This window comes from Thalassospira sp., assembly GCF_048059015.1.
In the GTDB taxonomy this organism is placed as follows: Bacteria; Pseudomonadota; Alphaproteobacteria; order Rhodospirillales; family Thalassospiraceae; genus Thalassospira.
On the sequence record NZ_JBLLNT010000012.1, the window covers coordinates 190,297 to 212,449 of the forward strand.

Annotated in this window: 16 protein-coding genes; 7 read left to right on the forward strand and 9 right to left on the reverse strand. The window is 54.3% G+C overall.

Annotation, left to right across the window (positions count from 1 at the left end):
• Positions 1–20: 20 nt before the first annotated feature.
• The 4 genes from ACMZ66_RS16455 (at position 21) to ACMZ66_RS16470 (ending at position 8,292) form a co-directional block, all read left to right on the forward strand.
• Positions 21–2,375, forward strand: coding sequence for an ATP-dependent helicase (locus ACMZ66_RS16455; protein WP_416938825.1), 2,355 nt, complete (start codon positions 21–23; stop codon positions 2,373–2,375).
• Positions 2,376–2,451: 76 nt separating this feature from the next.
• Positions 2,452–3,333, forward strand: coding sequence for a 50S ribosomal protein L11 methyltransferase (locus ACMZ66_RS16460; RefSeq protein ID WP_416938746.1), 882 nt, complete (start codon positions 2,452–2,454; stop codon positions 3,331–3,333).
• Between the two features lie 264 nt (positions 3,334–3,597).
• The gene (locus tag ACMZ66_RS16465; protein WP_416938748.1) at positions 3,598–4,683 is read left to right on the forward strand and encodes an HD domain-containing phosphohydrolase; all 1,086 of its coding nucleotides are present in this window, start codon (positions 3,598–3,600) and stop codon (positions 4,681–4,683) included.
• An 18-nt stretch (positions 4,684–4,701) separates the two neighbouring features.
• Positions 4,702–8,292, forward strand: coding sequence for a PAS domain S-box protein (locus tag ACMZ66_RS16470; RefSeq protein ID WP_416938750.1), 3,591 nt, complete (start codon positions 4,702–4,704; stop codon positions 8,290–8,292).
• 12 nt (positions 8,293–8,304) lie between these two features.
• Here ACMZ66_RS16470 and ACMZ66_RS16475 read toward each other — a convergent pair whose 3' ends face one another.
• Positions 8,305–9,042, reverse strand: coding sequence for an SDR family oxidoreductase (locus tag ACMZ66_RS16475; RefSeq protein WP_416938752.1), 738 nt, complete (start codon positions 9,040–9,042; stop codon positions 8,305–8,307).
• 192 nt (positions 9,043–9,234) lie between these two features.
• On the reverse strand, positions 9,235–9,426 hold the full coding sequence (locus ACMZ66_RS16480) for a hypothetical protein (RefSeq protein WP_416938754.1): 192 nt from the start codon (positions 9,424–9,426) through the stop codon (positions 9,235–9,237).
• Positions 9,427–9,689: 263 nt separating this feature from the next.
• Between ACMZ66_RS16480 and ACMZ66_RS16485 the strand changes: the two genes are divergently transcribed.
• Both ACMZ66_RS16485 and mgrA read left to right on the forward strand, forming a co-directional pair.
• On the forward strand, positions 9,690–11,714 hold the full coding sequence (locus ACMZ66_RS16485) for an aminopeptidase P family protein (RefSeq protein WP_416938756.1): 2,025 nt from the start codon (positions 9,690–9,692) through the stop codon (positions 11,712–11,714).
• 164 nt (positions 11,715–11,878) lie between these two features.
• On the forward strand, positions 11,879–12,931 hold the full coding sequence (gene mgrA, locus ACMZ66_RS16490) for an L-glyceraldehyde 3-phosphate reductase (RefSeq protein WP_416938757.1): 1,053 nt from the start codon (positions 11,879–11,881) through the stop codon (positions 12,929–12,931).
• A gap of 62 nt (positions 12,932–12,993) precedes the next feature.
• Here the strand turns inward: mgrA and ACMZ66_RS16495 are convergent, their stop codons facing one another.
• A complete protein-coding gene (locus ACMZ66_RS16495; protein WP_416938758.1) occupies positions 12,994–13,899 on the reverse strand; it encodes a LysR family transcriptional regulator in 906 nt (301 codons plus the stop codon).
• A gap of 140 nt (positions 13,900–14,039) precedes the next feature.
• Here ACMZ66_RS16495 and ACMZ66_RS16500 point away from each other — a divergent pair, with 140 nt between their 5' ends.
• Positions 14,040–15,059, forward strand: a complete 1,020-nt coding sequence (locus ACMZ66_RS16500) for a DMT family transporter (RefSeq protein WP_416938760.1) — start codon at positions 14,040–14,042, stop codon at positions 15,057–15,059.
• A gap of 12 nt (positions 15,060–15,071) precedes the next feature.
• Here ACMZ66_RS16500 and ACMZ66_RS16505 read toward each other — a convergent pair whose 3' ends face one another.
• From ACMZ66_RS16505 to lpxC, 6 genes are all read right to left on the reverse strand, one after another.
• Positions 15,072–15,623, reverse strand: coding sequence for a thermonuclease family protein (locus ACMZ66_RS16505; protein WP_416938762.1), 552 nt, complete (start codon positions 15,621–15,623; stop codon positions 15,072–15,074).
• An 8-nt stretch (positions 15,624–15,631) separates the two neighbouring features.
• Positions 15,632–16,024, reverse strand: coding sequence for a hypothetical protein (locus tag ACMZ66_RS16510; protein ID WP_416938763.1), 393 nt, complete (start codon positions 16,022–16,024; stop codon positions 15,632–15,634).
• Between the two features lie 32 nt (positions 16,025–16,056).
• Entirely contained in the window at positions 16,057–18,156 is a 2,100-nt protein-coding gene (ligA, locus tag ACMZ66_RS16515; protein WP_416938765.1) for an NAD-dependent DNA ligase LigA, read from the reverse strand.
• A gap of 48 nt (positions 18,157–18,204) precedes the next feature.
• Positions 18,205–19,875 (reverse strand): DNA repair protein RecN, encoded by a 1,671-nt coding sequence (gene recN, locus ACMZ66_RS16520; protein WP_416938767.1) that lies wholly within the window; start codon positions 19,873–19,875, stop codon positions 18,205–18,207.
• Between the two features lie 259 nt (positions 19,876–20,134).
• Positions 20,135–20,959, reverse strand: a complete 825-nt coding sequence (locus ACMZ66_RS16525; protein WP_416938769.1) for an outer membrane protein assembly factor BamD — start codon at positions 20,957–20,959, stop codon at positions 20,135–20,137.
• A 223-nt stretch (positions 20,960–21,182) separates the two neighbouring features.
• Positions 21,183–22,151 (reverse strand): UDP-3-O-acyl-N-acetylglucosamine deacetylase, encoded by a 969-nt coding sequence (lpxC, locus tag ACMZ66_RS16530; RefSeq protein ID WP_416938771.1) that lies wholly within the window; start codon positions 22,149–22,151, stop codon positions 21,183–21,185.
• Positions 22,152–22,153: the final 2 nt, after the last annotated feature.

Sequence of the window (22,153 nt, forward strand, 5' to 3'; positions counted from 1 at the left end):
GTGATATATATGCCGCCATGATGGATGATCCCTTCGAAATTGATGAATTCGCCGCCAGCCCGGAAATGCGTCTGTCTGATGCGCCGACCCCGGCTTATCTCGACAATCTGAATGACGAGCAGCGCGATGCTGTCGAAACGCTTGATGGGCCGCTTTTGGTGCTTGCCGGTGCCGGAACGGGGAAAACCCGCGTTTTGACCACGCGTTTGGCGCATTTGCTGGAATCCAAGGCACAGACAGAACGCCTGCATCCGCAGCAAATCCTTGCGGTGACCTTTACCAACCGTGCGGCAAAGGAAATGCAGGAACGTGTTGCTCAGGCGCTTGGTCGTCCGGTTGAAGGCTGGTGGTTGGGAACGTTCCACTCGCTTTCAGCGCGCTTGTTGCGCCGTCATGCAGAGCTTCTTGGGCTGCAATCAAACTTCACCATCCTTGATAGCGATGATCAGGTTCGTCTGCTTAAGCAGATCATGGATGCCGAACAGATCGATCCGAAAAAATGGCCAGCCAAGCAGCTGATGGGCATCATCCAGCGCTGGAAGGACAAGGGCCTGACGCCCGAACGGGTCAATGAAAGTGTCGAATTTGCCAATGGCGGGGCAAAGCACCTTTACAAGATTTATCAGGAACGTCTGAAGGTTCTGAATGCCTGCGACTTTGGCGATCTGTTGCTGCATTGCCTCACACTTTTCCAGCAACACCCGGAAGTCCTGAAACAGTATCAGAACACCTTCCGCTATATTCTGGTCGATGAGTATCAGGATACCAACGTCGCCCAGTATCTGTGGCTGCGCGCGATGGCGATGGTTCATCGCAACATCTGCTGCGTTGGCGATGATGATCAGGCGATCTATAGCTGGCGCGGGGCTGAGGTTGGCAACATCCTGCGTTTTAAATCCGACTTCCCCGGTGCCAAGGTTGTCAGGCTTGAGCAAAACTATCGCTCCACACCGCATATTCTGGCCGCTGCATCCAAACTGATCACGTTCAATGATGGGCGTCTGGGCAAGCAGCTTTGGACAGAGATTGATACCGGCGAGAAGGTCTTTGTCAAAGGTGTCTGGGATGGCGAGGCCGAAGCACGGCTTGTGGGCGAAGACATCGAAGCGCTTCAGCGCAAGGGTGTGGGTGCATCACAGATCGCCATTCTGGTACGCGCCGGTTTCCAGACCCGTGAATTTGAAGAACGCTTGATCACGCTGGGTATTCCATACCGCGTTGTCGGTGGTCCGCGCTTTTACGAGCGTCAGGAAATCCGTGATGCGCTGGCTTATATTCGCCTTGTTGCGCAGCCCGATGACAGTCTGGCGTTTGAACGCATCGTCAATGTGCCCAAGCGTGGTGTGGGTAAAGCGACCCTTCAAACCCTGCATCAATATTCCCGTGATCAGGCGATCTCGCTTCCGGCGGCGGCACGCGATTTGATTGATACCGAAGAACTTAAACCCAAGATGCGTCAGGGCATCGGTGGGCTTTTGGGTGATTTCAAACGCTGGCGCGAGATGCTTTCGAACAGCTCCCATGTCGAAGTGGTCGAAACCGTTCTTGATGAAAGCGGCTATACCGATATGTGGCGCACCTCCAAGGAGATCGATGCGCCAGGCCGACTTGAGAACCTGAAAGAACTTGTTTCCGCGATTGGCGAGTTTGAAAACCTGACCAGCTTCCTTGAGCATGTTTCGCTGGTGATGGAAAACGAGCAAAACGACGCGCAGGAAAAAGTCACCATCATGACTCTGCATGCCGCCAAGGGGCTTGAGTTTGACTATGTCTTCCTGCCCGGTTGGGAAGAGGGTGTTTTCCCGCATCAACGTGCGATGGATGAAAGCGGGGTCAAGGGCCTCGAAGAAGAACGTCGTTTGGCCTATGTCGGGATCACGCGCGCACGCAAACGGGCAACCATTTGCTATGCGGCGAACAGGCGCATCTACAACCAGTGGCAATCGGCCTTGCCGTCGCGCTTTGTTGATGAATTGCCTGATGAGCATATTGAACGCATCAGCGATACCGGGCTTGGTGGGCATGGCGGCAATCATTCACCGGGCGCATGGGGTTCGGATGACTGGATGAAAATGCCAAGCTGGGCAAATGACAGTAGTTCAAACCGTAATCCCGTATCGGGCGCGGGCGAGCGGAAGTTTGCCTCAAGCGGCTGGCAGGATCGCGTGCGCAAGAATGTGATTGATGTTAAGCCTGATGGTGAAACCAGCTACGCCACCAATTCGAAATCATCGAAATACAAGGTGGGTGATGCCGTGCGTCACCGCAAATTTGGTCCGGGAACGGTCCGTGCGGTGGATGGCAACAAGCTGGAAATCCATTTCGAAGGGGTCGGCACGAAGAAAGTGGTCGACAGCTTCATCTTGCCGGGGTAAGCCCCGAGCCAATATTTACGGAATACCGAACCAACCGGGTGGCGATCGTTTGCTGCCCCGACAAGCGAGAAGCGATATGACCGAACCCGTTCTTTGCTACAACTTCCAGTTCGAAGTTGACGGCGCATATGCAGAAGCCTTTGCAGAGGGCCTTTACGAATATTGTGATGCGCTGTCGCATTTCGAACGCCCGGGCGATCCGACCGCACCATGGCGCATCGAAGGTTTTTCGGGCGATCATCTTGATAAGGCGGGCATCGTTGCCGCTGTTTCGGTCATGGCATCGGCTGTTGGTGTTGATGCACCAGAAGTCAGCTTTGGTACCTATGAGCCCAAAGACTGGGTCAGTGAAAATCTGCGTAGCTTCAAGCCGATTTCGGTTGGGCGTTTCTTTGTGCATGGATCACATTGGGACGAAGAGCTGCCGGTCGCTAAAACCGGTCTTCAGGTGGATGCAGGTCTTGCCTTTGGTTCGGGCGAACATCAGACCACCAAGGGCTGCTTGGCTGCGATTGACTGGGTTGCCAAAAAGGGTACACGCAGCAATGCGCTCGATATGGGCTGTGGATCGGGGATCCTCGGCATGGCGTGTGCCAAGGCCTGGCGCAGCACGGTGATGATGGCTGACATCGATCCGGCATCGGTGCGTGTCGCGCGTGAAAACGCCAAGATCAACCAGATTTCTGACCTGGTCACCGCCATCCATTCCAATGGTTTCCAGGATGCCCGCATTCGTGATGCCGGTTATTACGACATCATCTGCGCCAACATTCTGGCCCGCCCGTTGCGTGCCATGGCGCATGATCTGACCAATACACTTGCCCAGGACGGCGTCGTGATCCTTTCGGGTCTGCTGTCGCATCAGGAACAGTTTGTTCTGTCGGCATATCGCGAAGTTGGTCTTTCGCTGATCAAGCGTTTCAAGGTTGAAAACTGGACGACCCTTCTGGTCGGTTGATCGGAGGCACATCTAAATTTCAGGAAAAGCCCCGTAGATTTCTGCGGGGTTTTTTGTTGCGCGAAAGTCAACAATTCCTGCTGCTCGGCTTATGACGCCGACGTCAGTCATGCCCGACATGTGATTTCAATTACCAGCACCCTTAACCCAAAAAAATGTGACCTGATCGGTCGATTTATGCGTATCTTGCAATATATAATACTTATGTATAGGTTATCGCCGTCCATCAGGATGGTCACATCTGTATAGAGGAGGACTGGGGTATTGAGCGAAGTTGATCGCAAAATTCTTGTCGTGGATGACGAAGAACCTATACGCAAATTGCTGGCGCGTATCCTTGAGCGCGCTGGGTTTGAACCAGTTTTGGCCAAGGATGGACTGGATGCGATCGAGAAGGTGCGTAGTGATGCATCATTGCGGCTCGTCGTATCTGATCTGCGCATGCCCAATTGCGGCGGTCTGGAGTTTGTCAAACGTGTTCTTGGCGAGTTCAAACGCGATTTCGAATTCATCCTGCTAACCGGAGATGGAGATAAATCCGATGCGGTCACTGCTCTTCGTCTTGGCGTGCGCGAATTTCTCGATAAGCCTGTTGAACGTGCGGACCTCGAGCGTGCGGCTCTGGATGCGCAGGAACGGTTGCTTGGCCGCGACCGCGAAGCAGAACGGGTTCGCAAGCTTGAACTTGAGAATGTCAGTAAGTCCCAGACCCTTGACGATGTGACCCGCAAATTGGGCGGTGCCGAACAGGAAATGATCGACCGCCTTAGCCTGATTTCCCAATATCGCGATATCGAAACTGCCGAACATTGCGTTCGTGTCGGGCTCTATTCCCAATTGCTTGCAGATATGGCCGGGTTGGATTTGCAGACCCAACGGATGATCCGGTTGGCAGGAATTCTTCATGACATCGGGAAAGTCGGCGTACCTGACGAAGTCCTTTTGAAGCAAGGACCGCTGAGCGACGAAGAATTCAAAGTGATGCAACGTCATACCGAGATCGGCTATGCGATGCTCAACTCTTCGAACAATCCGGTCCTTGAACAAGCGGCTGTAATTGCCCGCCATCACCACGAAAAATGGGAAGGGACAGGCTATTGTGTCGGTCTGTCGGGTGAAAACATCCCGATGGTGGCGCGTATCGTCTCAATTGCCGATGTTTATGACGCCCTGCGTAGCTCCCGGCGATACAAGCCCCCGTTTGACCACAATGAAGCCGTTGCCATCATCACCAAGGGTGATGCACGGACGTCGCCCAACATGTTTGATCCGCATCTTTTAGGGCTGTTTGCCGAACATCACAGCCGATTTGATACCATCTTTGAAAGTATGCCAGATCAGTTGGTCTAGGCTGGAGCCGTTTGACCCATGCGTCAGAATGTTGATGTCATCTTACGCCGAACGCGAAATCGCATTGCCGATTTCATGTTGCTGGTTATGGCAATCGGCGGGTTTCCGGCACTTCTCGCAGCAATGATGCGTGAGGCCAGCCAACGTTTCTGGCCGATTGAGCTTATCCAGCTTGCGATCTTTTTGGCGGTTGTTGCCTGCCTTGCTCTGCGGCGCGGGCTTGAAATGCGCACGAAGGCGTTCGTCATCCTGTGCGGGATGACGGTTCTTTCCATCCTCTATCTTGTGATGTTTTCGCCCGCCAGCGGCATGGCGTTGATGATTGTTTCTACAGTCACTGTCGCGCTTTTCCATCCGCTTTTGACCACGCTGCGTTACGCGGCATCTTGTCTTCTCGTCATTATCTGCGTTGGTTCGATCCGTGTGTTTGGTGGCGAGGGTATCCTGTTTGATGATGCCGGGCTTGCTCCGCATACGCTGCCGGTCTGGGTATCGACCCTGTTTGGTTATGCTTGGATGACGGCCTCAATTGTAGTTGGCGTCATCTGGATGCGGCAGGCCTTGCTTCAGCTCAGCGTTGACCAACTTCGATCCGAGAACGAACTGGTTACAGGCAAAAGGTTCCTTGAGCAGATCCGGGCAGGTGCGGCAGAGGTCGCCAATCACTTCTCGGCCCTTGATCGCGCGGAAAGCATATCATTCCGGCCGACCTTGCAACGTTTTGCCGAGCTGATGAATTGTGAACGCACAAGTCTTTGGTTGCAGAACGAAGACGGCGATGTGGTCTGTGTCGGCCTATTTGATGCCAATGATCTGACGGCGTCTCCTGATGGTCTTTTACTGCGCCGCAAAGACCTGCCACGGTATTTTGCCGCACTTGAGACTGGTCAGGCGATTGATGCTGAAAATGCGCTTGAAGACCCCAGAACATCCGAGTTTACCGAGAAATATCTTCGCCCGCTCAATATTCGCGCGATGCTTGACGTATCGCTGATTTCGGTTGCCGGGCGAATGGGGGTTTTGTGCTTTGAAACCGTAGGGCGTACGCGTGTCTGGCGCCCGGATGAAATCGTCTTTGCCCATATGGCGGGTGGCCTGTTGGCAGCCGCCGCCGGGATCAAATCGGTTATGGAAGCAGATGAAAAGCTGAACTTCTCAAGGCGTCGGTTCGAAGCGGTTGCCAACTACACCTACGACTGGGAAAGCTGGATTTCACCGGAAGGAAAGCTTGTTTGGGTTAATCCCGGTGTTGAACGCATCCTTGGCTATAGTGTTGATGAATGCACCGATATTGAATATTACCCGCTGCCATTTGTCGCTGTCGAAGACCGTGATCGCGTGAAGCATTATCTTGAAGAAGGATTGTCCGGCCTTTCTGGCAGTGATCGCGAATTTATCGGATTGCACAAAAACGGTGATCGGGTTGGCATCGCCATGTCCTGGCAGCCTATTGCTGATGAAGATGGATCGAACTTGGGGGTTCGCATCAGTTGCCGTGATGTGACGGAACGGATGCGCTATCGCCGCGATCTTGAAACGGCAAAAGGCGATCTCGAAGCCAACCAGCGCAGACTTCGCGCACATTTCAATAACGCAAAAATCGGCGTGTTCTATTGGACGCCTGATCGCACAATCATCGAAGTTAATGAAACCGCCTGCCAGATGTTTGGCTATCGTGCGGACGAACTGGCTGGCAAGCGTTTGGAAATGCTTGTTCCACAAAAGGATCGTTTCCGGTTGGGCGCGCTGGTCGAACAGATCATGGAAACAAGAAACAGCGTCAACAACCGGTTTGAAAACATCAAGCGTGATGGCAGCCGCATGATCTGTGAGTGGTTTGAAAGCCCGATATTTGATGCCAACGGCAAGCTTGATTGTATTGCAAGTTTTGCGCTCGATGTCACAGAACGTGAGAGATATCAGGAAACCCTTGAGTCCATTTATCGCGGTGTCCGACATCAGATCGGAGCGGGTTTCTTTGAAAACCTGACGGAAGTTCTGTGTCAGTCGCTGAACATGACCTATTGCCACGTAGCCGAACTTGTTGGCGACCGGGTGAAATCAGTCGCCTATTATTCCCCGCTAAGCGATACCAAGGGGCTCGATTTTCCGCTGGCTGGATCTGCAGCCGAGCGGGTGATTTCAGAAGGCGTCTTTGTCTGTGAAGACGGTTTCCAGGACCTGATGACGCAAGTCCGCAGGGTCTCCGAACTCTATATCGTTGGTTATGTCGGGGCGACGCTTTATGGCAATGACGGCCAGCCGATTGGCGTTCTTGTGACTGTGTCAGACAAGCCGCTGGTTGATCCCGAATTGGCACGATCGATCATCGAGGTCTTTGCTGCCCGTGCGGCGGCCGAACTTCAAAGGCTTCAATCCGAACGCAAGCGCGAAAAACTCGAACAACAGCTTCGTCATTCTCAGCGCATGGAAACCATCGGTGTGCTTGCCGGCGGGATTGCCCATGACTTCAACAATATCCTGCAGCCGATCAGCGGGTATGCCGAACTGCTGTATTCCGATTTGCCTGATGACTTACCGTTGCGCGATGACGTGATGGAAATTCGCCAAGGGGCAGATCGTGCACGTGATCTTGTGCGGCAAATCCTGTCCTTTAGCCGTAATTCGGAAACCGAGCGTTCCCCGATTGATGTGTCATCCATGATCAAGGGGACGGTTCGCTTCGCGCGCGGATCCTTGCCATCCAATGTGTCGCTTGTGACCGAACTTGATCAGCACACCATGACCGTTTTGGGTAATGCGACGCAGCTTGATCAATGTTTGATGAACCTGATCACGAATGCCTATCACGCAGTTGGCGAACAGGGTGAAATTCGCGTTGCGGCCAGCCGGTTTGAAGTGACCGAAGACAGTCTTGAAATGCATCCGTTGCTTACGCCCGGACATTATATCCGGATATGCGTTGTTGATAACGGATCGGGCATGGACGAAGAAACGGCCAAGAAAATCTTTGATCCATTCTTTACCACCAAGGAACCGGGTAAGGGCACGGGGCTTGGGTTATCGACTGTGCATGGGATCGTCACCGGGCATAAAGGTGAAATATCGGTCTATAGCCGCGAAGGGCAGGGTACGCGGTTCTCCATCCTGTTGCCGGAACTCGACCGCGAAGTTGAGGATTCCAAGCTGGTTACAAGCGGGTTGATGACGTGTTCGGGCGGTCACATTGCGGTGGTCGATGATGAGGTAAAGAACCTGAAGCTTTGTGCACGCATGTTGGAACGGATCGGCTATTCGGTCGAAACCTTTGCCGAGGCATCCTTGGCGCTTGAGGCCATTCGCACGTCCGATGGAAAGTTCGATGGCCTTCTGACTGATCAGACCATGCCCAATATGACCGGCTTGAAGCTGGTCGAGGCCCTGCGTGGTGAGAATATCGATATTCCGGTCGTGGTGATGACCGGATATGCATCAGACGACATCATTGCATCTTACCGCAAGCTTGGTGTCACCCGCATCCTTGCCAAACCAATTGATGTGGTTGAGCTCCATGATGGGCTGGCTGCCGTATTTGGCGAGGGTGAAAGCACAGAAACGCCAGAAGACGCGCCTGCCATGGCAGATAGCAGCCCGGATGCAAAGGGCTAGGGTTGCTTTTCCTTAGCGCCCGCCTGAAACATCAATGACGGCACCGGTGACATAAGATGCATCTGACGAAATCAGCCAATAGATGCTGTTGGCAACTTCGTCGGCATCACCGGGACGACCAAGTGGGCAGGCAGGGCCCATTTCCTCAACCCGTTCGGGGCGGCCGCCACTTGCATGGATTTCCGTATCAATGATGCCCGGCCGAACGGCGTTAACACGAATGCCTTTGGGACCAAGTTCCTTGGCAAGGCCAATGGTCAGGGTATCAATCGCGCCCTTTGATCCGGCGTAATCAACATATTCGCCCGGTGATCCAAGCTTTGCTGCGATGGACGATACATTGACGATTGCTGTTCCGGAATGAAGGGTGCGGGCGGCTTCGCGTGCGACGAGATAAGCGCCCAGAACATTGGTATCAAACACGTTTTTCATGCGATTGATATCCATCTCGGCCAAGGTACTTTGCGGGGCGACAATCCCGGCATTATTGACGACACCATCAATGGCGCCAAACCGTTCGCGCGCGGCGCTAAAGAAATCAATCACGCTGGCCTCATCACGCACATCACATTTGCGCGCAAACGCATTCCCCGTGATCCCGGCACGTTCACACAATGCACAGGTCTCATCCGCACTTTGTTGATTGCCAACAAAGCTTAGTGCGACGTTCCAGCCATTACGCGCAAAAAGAACAGCAGTTGCGCGTCCGATGCCGCGCGATCCGCCGGTTATCAGAATTGTCTTGGCCATAACCACTCCGAAAACTTTCTTTGTTTTCGGTACTATGGCGCGAAACTTCGGAGCAGGTCAAAAAGAAACGGCCCTGCTGTGGAGGAGCAGGGCCGTCTCAGAGGGAAAAGACAAATGTGGCCGCAAGGATCATGAACCTTGATCCTGCGCTTCGACATTGTGCATCCGACCAGTCCGGGCGGGACTGATCCGTTATTCCTTGTCCTTGGCGTCTTCCGATCCGGTTGGGGACCGGTCAGTAGCATCGTCTGCCAGATGGGCAGGGCCTGTATCGAGACCGAGCGCTGCTTTTTGACCTAAGGTCAGGCGCTCAAGGCCGTCATAGGCCGTCTGACGACGACGAGATTGTACGACACTCAGGGCAGTAATAGGAAAACGGATCACCGTTCGTGGTCTCCTGCAAATTGACGTCCCGACGGGCCATCTTTTTGTCACAGGAGTGTCATAAGTTAATCTTTAACTAATTTGCATTGCGAAGGTTGCAACGCATTCATACCTGTGACGCATGAAGCGGATTTTTCGACCTGCGAGAAAAATTTTATAAAATATGCAAAATGTCTTTGCTGCTTGCACCAAATCAGCAATAACCCTTACATAGTATCAGGTTCACGACCCTAACTGCCCCACATACAGAAACGAGGAAGTCTATGGCCATTTCCGGTGATGCCCAACTTGCAGCCCTGCTTGAACGCGATAATGTCGGCAAGGATGCTGATGCGGTAATTGATCTGATTGACGGTGTGCTTGCCGCGGCGGACGGTGACAAGCGCAAAGACTGGCTTGATCTGATCGGCAGCAATTTGGGCGACGACCTTAAGGAAATGCTCCTTGCTTTGCGGGGTGAACGCAAATCCCTGTTTAAAATGGCCAAGGACGGTTTTGATGCGCAGGAACGCGTGACTGCGCTGCGCACCTATCTTTCGGCCAAGGGCGTTGATGGTTTCATTATCCCGCGTGCTGATGAACATCAGGGCGAAAATGTTCCGGCCCGTGCGGAACGACTGGCATGGTTGACCGGCTTTACCGGTTCTGCAGGTGCGGCGGTGGTGCTGGCTGAAAAGGCCGCTGTCTTTGTTGATGGTCGTTACACCATTCAGGTCCGCCAGCAGGTCAATCGCGACATCTTTGAATACCGCCATCTGGTCGATGAGCCGGTTGTTGGTTGGCTGCATGATAATCTGAAATCCGGTCAGAAGATGGCCTATGACCCGTGGCTTCATACCGTGCAACAGGCAACCCATCTGCGTGCCGCCTGTGAGGGTGTTGGTGCCGAACTGATCGCCATTGATACCAATCCGATTGATGCGCTTTGGCGTGATCAGCCGTCTATGCCGCTTGGTCCGGTGCGTCCGCACCCGATGGAATATGCAGGCAAATCAACCGCTGCAAAGCGCAGCCAGATCGCAGGCATGCTGTCACGTATTTCGTGTGACAGTGCGATCCTTTCCGCACCCGATAGCATTGCCTGGCTTCTGAATATTCGTGGCGCAGATGTGCCGCAAACCCCCCTTGCACTTGGCTATGCCATCATCAATGGCGATGCATCGGTTGAACTGTTTATGGATGAACGCAAGCTTGCCGGTGAGACAGTCGAATGGTTGTCGTCCGAGGCGACCCTGCGTGCGCCGGGCGAGTTGGCCGATGCGCTGCGTGCCATGGGCAATCAGTCGGTGCGTCTGGACGAAGCAACCGCCGGTGACTGGCTTCGCATGCAATTGGCAAATGCCGGGGCAACCGTGCGTGTTGGTCGCGATCCGGTCGCATTGCCAAAGGCGTGCAAGAACGAGGTCGAACTTGAAGGTTCGCGCAAAGCCCACAAGCGCGACGGCGAAAAGATCATCCGCTATTTCAAATGGCTTGATGAAACCGCGGCCGATGGCAGCATCGATGAACGGGTTGCAGCTGACAAATTGCTGGCGCTGCGCGAAGAAGATCCGCTGTTTCGCGATTCAAGCTTTGAAACCATTCCGGGCAGTGGCCCCAACGGTGCGCTTTGCCATTATCGCAACACACCCGAGAGCAACCGCAACCTGACACCGGGTGAAATATTCCTGATTGATTCCGGCGGGCAATATCTTGATGGCACGACGGATATCACCCGTACCACGGTGATTGGCGAGCCAACCCAGGAACATCGTGATCGCTTTACCCGCGTGCTGAAGGGCCATATTGCCCTAGCGCGTGCGATTTTCCCGGTTGGCACCACAGGTCAGCAGCTTGATACCTTGGCACGTATGCCGCTTTGGGAAGCAGGGCTCGACTTCGATCACGGTACGGGCCACGGTGTTGGCAGTTATCTTGGCGTTCATGAAGGTCCGCAGCGTATTTCCAAGGCGCCGAACAAGATCGCGCTTAAGCCCGGCATGGTTCTGTCGAACGAGCCGGGTTTCTATAAGGAAGGCGAATACGGCATCCGTATCGAAAACCTGATTGCCGTGATCGAGATTGACGCACCAAGTGGTGCAGATCGCGAGATGCTTGGCTTTGAAACGCTTACCTTCTCGCCGATCGAGCGCAAGCTGATTGATCCCGAGCTCATGACCAAGGACGAGCTGCAGTGGCTCAATGATTACCACGCGCAGGTCTATGCCATGTATGCCGATGATCTGGATGAAGATCATCTTGAATGGCTGCAAAAGGCGACGGCACCGATCAAGAAAAAGACCAAGTAGGCATGGTGGATAATTCCGCCATGTGAAAAGCAAAGGCCGCTTCGCGTATCGAGGCGGCTTTTTGCATCATCGGGAACTGACAAGTGCGATCCAATGGCTTAATAAGGGTGCATTGGATCGATTCAATAAAAGCGGAAAACCGCTTATGAAAACTGGAGGAAGACATGGCTGAAGTCGAAGCACAGTGGATGGCAAACACCAACCGCTATGACGACGAAACCTATAACCGCTGTGGTAAAAGCGGTTTGATCCTGCCGAAAATCACCCTTGGCCTGTGGCAGAACTTTGGCGGCGTGGATGTCTATGAGACCCAGCGCGCCATGATCCGCCGTGCCTTTGATCGTGGTGTGTTCCACTTTGATCTTGCCAACAACTATGGCCCGCCCCCGGGTTCGGCCGAGGAGAACTTTGGCAAGGTTCTTTCGCAAGATCTGAAAAAGCACCGTGACGAGCTGATCATTTCGACCAAGGCGGGTTACCGCATGTGGCCGGGACCGTTTGGCGAATGGGGTTCACGCAAATACCTGATTGCAAGCCTGGATCAGAGCCTGAAACGTATGGGCCTTGATTACGTTGATATCTTCTATTCGCACCGTGTCGATCCCAACACCCCGCTTGCGGAAACCATGGGCGCACTTGATCAGATCGTGCGTTCGGGCAAGGCGCTTTATGTTGGCATCTCGTCATACTCACCTGAGATGACCCGTCAGGCGCATGCGATCCTCAAAGACATGGGAACGCCCTGCGTTATTCATCAGCCGTCCTATTCGATGATGAACCGTTGGGTGGAAGAAGGTCTGCTTGATACCCTGTCTGAACTTGGTATGGGCTGTATTGCCTTCTCGCCGCTGGCGCAGGGGCTTTTGACCAACAAGTACCTCAATGGTGTTCCGGAAGATTCCCGTGCCGCCCTTGAAGGTTCGTTCCAGCCGGGCATGCTTTCTGATGAGAACCTTGATCGCGTTCGCGCGCTCAATGAAATCGCCAAACGCCGTGGTCAGACCCTGGCACAGATGGCGATTGCATGGGTTCTGCGCCGTCCTGAAATCACCTCGGCACTGATTGGTGCGCGTCATGTGCAGCAGCTCGATAACAGCCTTGATGCGCTCAATAACCTTGAATTCAGCGCGGACGAGCTTGCCGAGATCGATAAATACGCAACCGATGGCGGCCTGAACCTGTGGCAGAAATCATCTGACTCACAGGCTGAAAGCTGATCAGTATCGCGTTGTGATCGCCTAACGCAAAACCCCGGCAGGTTCCTTTGCCGGGGTTTTGTTTATTTCTTTGCCATCGGCATGGTGCCCGCCAAATCACGCAGTGTATCGACAACGGCCTTGGCCCCGGTGCTAAGTGGCCGATCATGAAGCCAGGACAACATCACCTTGCGTGACAGTTCCGGATTGGTGATTTTACGCGCCCGCAGGCGTCCGGTGGAAAGCTCCATCACAAGCGAGCTTCTTGGCAGAACCGTATGGCCAAGATTTCGTTGAACCAGATCGACCAGAACACGCAGTGCATCGGCCTCGACAACCGGCGTTAATGGCCGCCCGGCGCGAAAGGCCGCTTCTTCCATCTTCGCACGCAGGCCATGGCGGTTGGTCGGCATGATCAGCGGCAAGGACAGCACATCTTCATAGGCGATTTCAGTTTCCTGCTCGCCGACTTGCGATGGATGGGAAATTAAGAACAGGTCTTCGCGCCATAGCGGTTCGGCATGAAGGCTGCGCGAGATCATCCCGTCATGCAGGATGCCGATATCAAGGCGGCCTGACAGCAATCCTTCCTGCACGTCGCCCGTCAAATCCTCTGCGACCGAGATATTGAGATCTGGAAAACGATCGCGCAGGGTTTCAATCATCGCCCCGGTAATCACAATCCCCGCACTAGGGGGCACGCCAACATGAACATGCCCGGTTACCTGACTACGGCGTGCTGACAAATCTGCTTCCAGCCGTGCCAAATCCGCCAAGATAACGCGCGCGCGTTCTGCCAGCATCTGACCTGCTTCGGTCAGTTTAACGCCGCGCCCGGTGCGTTCCAGAAGTTGGGTATCAAGGGCTTCTTCCAAGAGGTTCAACTGCCGGCTAAGGGCTGGTTGCGACAGGTTTAGCCGTTCGGCAGCGCGCGACAGACTGCCCAGTTCGGCAATATGAACGAAACTTCGAAGTTGCTTGATGTCCATGATCGGCGGTCCTGCGCGCGTTTGGTTGGGGTGCTTGATCCCAAGATATAGCCAAAGCTGATATCTGATAGCAATTAATTCGATTTGAATAATGACTGCTGGCGGGTGAGTATGACAGTCAGGAGAGATCGGAGAGCCCCATGCCATCACAGCCCCAATCGGATGCAACTGCGCAATCCGGTCACGACACGTCTGCCGACGCCGCCCCGTCACCTGCTGCCAAACCCGTTGTTGGTTCCGCATTGACCATCGTGCTGATGGCCACGATCGCGCTGGCGATGAAGGGGCTTCTTGCGAAGTTTGTCTATGCGACGGGCATGACGGTGGATGGCTTGTTGCTGCTGCGCTTCATGATTGCCATGCCGTTCTTTTGGTTGGGTGTATATCTGTTTGGCAAAAGCCGACCGGGCGAACGCAAGATGAAGCCGGTCGATATCGGCTGGGGCGCGCTTTATGGCGGGTTGTTCTTTGCCGCGGCCCTATTTGATTTTACCGCCGTTTCCCTGATCGACGTGACCGTCTCGCGGATTGTGCTGTTCACATTCCCAGCAGTGGTCATGATCCTTGAGGTGATCCATAAACGCCGCTTGCCGCCGGTGCGTCAGGTGATCTGCTTTGTCATTACCTATGTCGGTTTGATGCTGGTTCTCGCCCCTGATGGGGTTGGGGCGGTGTCCGATGATCTTTGGGTGGGGGCTGCATGGGCGTTTGGATCGGCTTTGACCTATGCGCTGTATCTTTATTTCGGGCAGCGGATGATTACGGTCATCGGATCAATGCATTTTGCCGCATTGATCAACACCATGGCGGGCATTTGCATGATCATTTATCAGCTGATCATGCAGCGGCCACTGAACCTGAATGTTGATGGGGTTTTGTGGACTGCTGCGATTTCGATGTTCTGCACCGTGATCCCGTTCTTCCTGCTTTACGAGGGCATTCGCCGCATCGGTGCAACGCAGGCATCGCTGATCTCGTTGTCTGGACCCGCCATGACTTTCTTTGCGGCTTGGATGTTCCTGGGCGAAGTTCTGACGATCGAGCAGTTCTTTGGCTTTGTCGTCGTGACCCTGGGTGTCGCGTCGCTTAAAAACAAGGTCACATTGTCAGGGTTGGGCAGGTTATTGGCCCGTCCGTTTGCGTCGGGTGGGAAGCCTTAAGTCGTTAGAGGCTTATTCGTCGCGTTGCCAACGCCGAACTTCGGTTTCATGTTCGGGTAACCGCTCCCCGCGACGCCATTTCAGCGGGTCAATAAATTCGCCCGCCCAGACACCTGTTCTGGCCTGTTCGGCGCGGTCTTGGATGGCTTGATATTCTGGCATCTGATCAGGGCGGGCAACTGCCATGCCACGTACAATCAGGCTTTGGCCAATATCAAGACCATTGGCGTTGCGGCACACCGCCATGTTTCGGTGATAACGGCTTTTGCCGCGTACTTCACAGGTGATCGGGGTTGCCACCAAAAGGTTGGTGGTGACTTGCCAGGCATCCGCTCCACAGGCCGTGCTTTGACCATTGATCAGACACTTCTGGAACCAATTCATCGCATCAGCCCCCCAAAGGTCGATGCGTCGGAACCCGAATTCCAGTGTATCGGCATCAATGGCACGCGCCGTGCCGGACAGAACCTCGTAATCGGGATCAGCCTGCGCAGGGTTTTTGGGGCTGATTGCCAACAGGGTAGCGATCAGAAGGCCAACAATGATGGTGGGACGAGGTGCCATCACGGACCTCAATACAGGTCGCTATATCGGATTTCATCAAGCTGCGCGAAGACGACTTTCCATTTTTCCTCCTGCTTGAGAAGGGCAAAGGCATAGTCGCAATCAAAGATCAGATTGTTCTCCGAATTGCCAAACCGGAACGACACAATCGCGCGCGCACCACCCGGAAGGGCTGAATGCTGTTCTACCACCATGGATTTGGCCATGGCCAGATCTGCATTCTTCAATTCCTCGAAAAAGGACTGGTGATAGTTGTGAAGATCTTCGGATTTCGAAATGGCATGAACGCCAGACAGATCATTGATCAGGCACGGAAAATGATAGAACTCATCAAGCGCGTTTTCTTCAAGCTTAAGATGGGCGTCTACATAACGGCGAAAAAAACTTCCAAGGTCTTCCATCGGCACGCGTCCCTTTCGGTAAGGATCTGTCCTTATTCGGTGGCAATCAGATCAAGCCAACCTTGCTCATCCAAAACAGTAACACCTAATTCTTCTGCTTTCTTCAATTTTGATCCGGCACCCGGTCCCGCAACCAGATAATCTGTCTTGGCCGAGACCGAACCCGCCACTTTCGCACCGAGACTTTCGGCTTTGACCTTTGCCTCGTTACGCGAAAACAGCTCAAGCTTGCCTGTGAAGACCACCGTTTTGCCATTCACCGGACTATCGGTTGCGGTTGGTGCTTCAACATCGGTGATGGTCAGAAGGCCTTGCAGATCATCCAGAACTTCGCGGTTATGATCCTCGGCCATGAATTCGATCAGGTCCTTGGCGACACCCGGGCCGATCTGATCGATATTGATCAGCTCACGAAGGGCATCACTATCTGCCTCATTCGCGGCCAGCATGGCGCTGCGCCACTCCGAAACCGATCCATAATGACGGGCCAGAAGCTTTGCCGTTGCCTGACCGATCTGACGGATGCCCAAGGCATAGATAAACCGGTCCAGCCCGATGGTGCGGCGTTCATTCACGCCATCAAACAGCTTGGCTGCCGATTTCTCGCCCCAGCCTTCGAGCTTTTTGATCGCATCACCATGATCACTTTCAAGCCGGAAGATATCACCGGGCGATTTGACCCAGCCCAGTTCAAAGAACGCCTCGACATTCTTTGCCCCCATGCCATCGATATCAAAGGCATTGCGCGATACGAAATGTTTAAGGCGTTCAACAGCCTGTGCCGGGCAGATAAGCCCGCCGGTGCAGCGCGTGACGGCTTCGCCTTCTTCGCGCATGGCGTGGCTGCCGCATTTCGGGCAGGTATCGGGGAATTGATAATCTGCTGTGCCTTCCGGGCGTTCATCAAGGATGACTTCAACCACCTGCGGGATTACATCACCGGCACGCTGGATGACAACCATGTCCCCAACGCGAACGCCAAGACGCTCGATCTCATCACGGTTATGAAGGGTGGCATTTGAAACAACAACGCCACCAACCGTGACCGGCTCCAGACGGGCAACCGGGGTCAGTGCGCCAGTACGGCCCACCTGAATATCAATAGCATTCAGGCGCGTGCGGGCCTTTTCGGCCGGGAATTTATGGGCAATCGCCCAACGCGGGGATCGGCTGACAAAACCAAGGCGCAACTGAAGTTCGAAGTCATTGACCTTGTAGACAATGCCATCAATGTCGTAATCAAGGTCCGGGCGCTGTTTGCCGACATCCTCATACATCGCCATGATGTCATCGGCATCATTCAGGGTGCGGGTCAACGGGTTGATGACAAAGCCCCATCCTTCGACCTTTTGCAGGAAGTCCCATTGGGTCTGCGCCAGGCTTTCAGAAAGTTCGCCAAAGCTATAGGCAAAGAAACGAAGCGGGCGTTTGGCACTGATGGATGGATCAAGCTGGCGAAGCGATCCAGCCGCCGCATTGCGTGGATTGGCAAATGTTTTGCCGCCCGTTTCGGCCTGCGTTTCATTCAGCTTCTGGAATGCGGAACGCGCCATATAGACCTCGCCACGGATTTCGACCACGTCAGGCGCGCCTTCGGGTAGGGTCTTGGGGATGTCATTAATATGCGCAACATTGGCGGTCACATCTTCGCCTTCTGATCCGTCACCACGGGTTGCCGCCGTGACAAGAACGCGGTTCTCATAACGCAGCGACAATGACAGGCCATCGATCTTGGGTTCGCCCACCACCTCAACCGGGCTATGCGCGGTCAAGTTCAGGAAACGGCGAATACGGGCCAGAAAATCAACAATGTCTTCCCGCGAAAACGCATTGCCCAGCGACAACATTGGGCGGGCATGCTTGACCTTGGCAAAACCTTCGGCCGGGGCAGCACCCACTTCCTGTGTCGGACTGTTTTTCTTAAGGGTTGGATAGTGCGTTTCAAGTTCGATCAGGCGATTGAACAGGGCATCATATTCCGCATCGGGCACAAGCGGTTCGTCATTGACGTAATAGGCTTCGTTAAACGACCGAATGCGTTCGGCGATTTCCGCATGTTGTTTGCGTGCCTCGGTGCTGGTTTCGGGCATTTCCGGAAGGCTGGACGTGCTTGACGCTTGCTCGGCGGTCATATTCTTTTTGTTCCGTATTGAGGTTGGTCTGGTGCATGGCACCGGGAATTAATTTGGTTGTTCCAAAAGGCTATCTGCAGCAGCCCGTGCTTCGGCCGTGACAGAATGGCCAGCCAGCATACGGGCAATTTCTTCGCGCCGTGCACCATCAACCAGCGCATCAACGCGGGTCACCATGGTGCCCTCTGTCTCGCGCTTGGCGATATAGAAATGCGTGCGTCCGCGTGCCGCGACCTGCGGGCTATGCGTAATCACCAATATCTGACGTTCCTTGGCCAGAAGATGCAGGCGCTGACCAATGGCAGCCGCCGTTGCACCACCCACACCACTGTCGACTTCGTCAAAGACAAGGCTGGGCACAGCCGATACACGGGCCAGAACGACTTTCAGCGCCAAAAGGAAACGCGACAACTCACCACCAGATGCGATTTTGTTAAGCGCGCCGGGCGGGCTTCCGGGGTTGGTGGCAACGGTAAATTGCACCCGATCAATGCCATCAATGCCCCATTCGTTTTCCTCGACCGCTGCGATGTCGGTGACAAAGCGGGCCTTCTCCATACGAAGGGGGGGCAGTTCCGCATTGATTGCGCCATCAAGCTTGGCGGCTGCTTCCTTGCGCGCAGCATGAAGCTTCTCGCCAGCTTCGATATAAGCTGTGCGATATTCAGTGACGGCCGCGGTCAGGCGATCTAGTTCCTTCTCACCGAATTCCAGTTGATCGATCTGGGATCGGAAATCCTTCATCAGGGCATTAAGCCCATCGACCGGAACATTGTATTTGCGCGCTGCTGCACGCAGGGCAAACAGGCGTTCTTCGACATTTTCCTGATGTCCGGTATCGACATTAAGATCCGCAAGTGTAGCCGATATCGCCCGATTGGCTTCTTCAAGCTCGATCGCGGCACGATCAAGGGCTTCAATGATCGGCTCAAACCGGCCATCGGCCTTTTCTAGTTCGCGTTCAAGACAACGCTGCGCCCCGCGAAGGGCACTTTCAGCACCCTTGCCACGTGAAAGCTCCGATCCGGCGTCATTGAGGGCCGCGACCAGCTTTTCACCATGCATCAGGAACTGGCGTTCCTCGGCAAGGCGTTCTTCTTCGCCTTCTTCTGGACCAAGTTTTTCAAGCTCGTCAACCGCATGGCGCAGCCATTCTTCTTCTTCGCGGGCCTTGTCGATGCGCGCACGTGCGGCGTTCAGTTCCTTTTGCGTTTCCCGCCAGGCGCGCCAATGATCGCGCACGGTCAAGGCAAGAACGCCCAGATTGCCATGGGCATCAAGGGTCGCGCGGTGTGTGGTTGGATCAAGCAGGCCGTGCTGATCAAACTGGCCCTGAATTTCGACGCAGTAATCGCCGACATCGCGCAACAGGCCAACCGATACCGCCTGATCATTGACATAGGCGCGTGAACGGCCATCGGCAGTGACAACACGCCGGACAACCAGTTCCTCGCCATCAAGGTCGATATCTTGTTCGGAAAGAAGGCCAAAGACCGGATGACCTTGCGGCAGGGCAAAGGTCGCGGTTACGCTGCATTTGTCACAGCCATGGCGGACAAGGCCGCTATCGGCACGTGCGCCAAGGGCAAGACCCAACGAATCAAGCAGAATGGATTTACCGGCACCGGTTTCACCTGTGAGCACGCTAAGCCCGTCGTGAAAATCGAGATCCAGTTTGTCGATAAGGACTACATTCCGAATGCTGAGACGGCGAAGCATTGCTGGGCACTGATGTTGTTAACGGGACAGCAGACAGGTTCGGTCAAACTTCTGTGTGACTTGCAGATTGCCCAATACCGACCCGGCTTGCAAGTGTTGCAGATGCCTGTCGGTCTTTGTCGGGTTGTGCAAGCAGGCTTTTGGCAAAACGGTTTAAAAACAGGACGTAACTGCAGTGTGTTCCTGTTGTGTTCTAGGGTTGTTTTGCCCCGAATGTCAAGGAAACCTGTATGAAATCCGCTGTTTGTGATTTTTGGAATCAGAACAGATCAGAGATGGACTGGGTTGTCGAATCCCACCAGCTTTTCTCTTCGCGTTCCGGCGCGTCTTCGCCGACCAGAAGGCTATAGGATTCGCTGTAATATTCGCTGCCCGGGAAGTTGTGGCCCAGAACCGATGCAGTGCGCTGTGCTTCGCCTTCAAGACCAAGAGCAAGATAGCATTCGGTCAGACGTGCAAGGGCCTCGGGCACATGCGTCGTGGTCTGATAGGTATCAAGCACGGATTTGAACCGGTTGATTGCTGCCAGATACTCGCCACGGTCCTGATAATACCGTCCGACATTCATTTCTTTGCCAGCCAGGTGATCGACCGTCAGGTCCTTTTTCAGCTTGGCGTCGCGGGAATATTTGCTGTCGGGGAAACGACGGATCACGTCATCAAGCGCATCCATCGCATGTTGGGTCATCTGCTGATCACGGCCAACATCGGAAATCTGTTCGTAATAGGACAATGCCTTAAGATAGTAGGCATAGGGCACATCCGGGTTTGCCGGGTGCAACGAGATAAAGCGATCCAGTGCGTTGATCGCATCATCATATTTGTTGTCCTGATAATAGGAATAGGCTGACATCAGGGTCGCCTTGGTGGCCCAGACCGAATAGGGGTGCTGACGTTCGACTTCGTCAAATGCCTCAGCGGCCTTTTGATATTCTTTGGCGTCAAGAAGGTCCTGCGCACCGTTATACAGTTCGGAAACCGGACGTTCGACATATTCCGGTGCCTCATTGCTTGAACAGGCTGCCAGCATCAAAGCCATGCCGCAGGTTGCAATGATCTGTTTTGCGCGAACGGTAACTAGCACTGTGACCTATCCTTGAATTCTGTGACGCACTCACGTGAAAATCCGCCGGACTATATCATGTGAAGGGCGCCCTTGGGCAAGTAGTTGTGTCGCCCCTGTGCGACTTTTATCACCGACCGGGTTTTACAGGGGACTGCGAAGCCGTTTAACCCGGAACCGGAAACGCAAAATGGCGACCACGCGGGCCGCCATTTTGGTATTTCATTCGTGCCAGATTTCGCAATCAGGCGGTCGCCAGAACCGGCTCTGCCATGCCGCGAAGGGCTGCTTTGGTCATCGGAACCACCTGATAGGCAGTTTCATCAGCCAGAAGCGCCTGAAGCAGAAGGTTGTTCACATGGTGACCGGATTTATATGCGGTAACCTTGCCCTGCAGCTGAAGGCCAGCGGTATAAAGATCGCCCAGCGCATCCAGGATCTTGTGGCGAACAAACTCGTCTTCATAGCGAAGACCTTCTTCGTTCATGACTTCATCGCCCGACAGAACAACGGCGTTATCAAGCGAGCCACCACGCGCCAGACCGGCCGAGCGCATGGCTTCAACTTCGTGCAGGAAACCAAAGGTACGGGCACGTGCGATATCGGCAACAAAGACACCGTCATTGAACTTCACGCTCATGCGCTGGTTGGCAATCGCCTTGCTGGCGAAATCAATTTCGAAATCGATCTCAAAGCCGTGGGCCGGCTCAACACGTGCAGTGCAGCCGTTATATTCGACTTCAACCGGTTTCAGAACTTCGATGACCTGACGCGGGGCATCAAGTTCTTCGATGCCAACGCAATCAATCAGGAAGTTAAACGGCGCGGAGCTTCCGTCCATCACCGGAACTTCGTCGGCATCGATATCGATCAGAACGTTATCGATGCGCGAACCGGCAAGGGCGGCCATCAGATGTTCGATGGTGCCAATCTTGATGCCCTTGGACGCATCGCCAAGGCAGGTGCAAAGACGGGTGTCGATCACGCCATCGTAACGTGCCGGGAACAACGGCTGGTCATCCAGATCCGTGCGGCGGAATACGATGCCATGATTGGACGGGGCAGGGTGCAGTGTGATGCGGATCTTGTGGCCGGAATGCAGCCCGACGCCCGCACAGCCGATCGACGCTTTGAGCGTACGCTGACGCACGTAATCGTCTCCAGATACGCCTGCCTGCGCGATGGCAGACTTAAGGTCGGCAATGTTGTTCACAG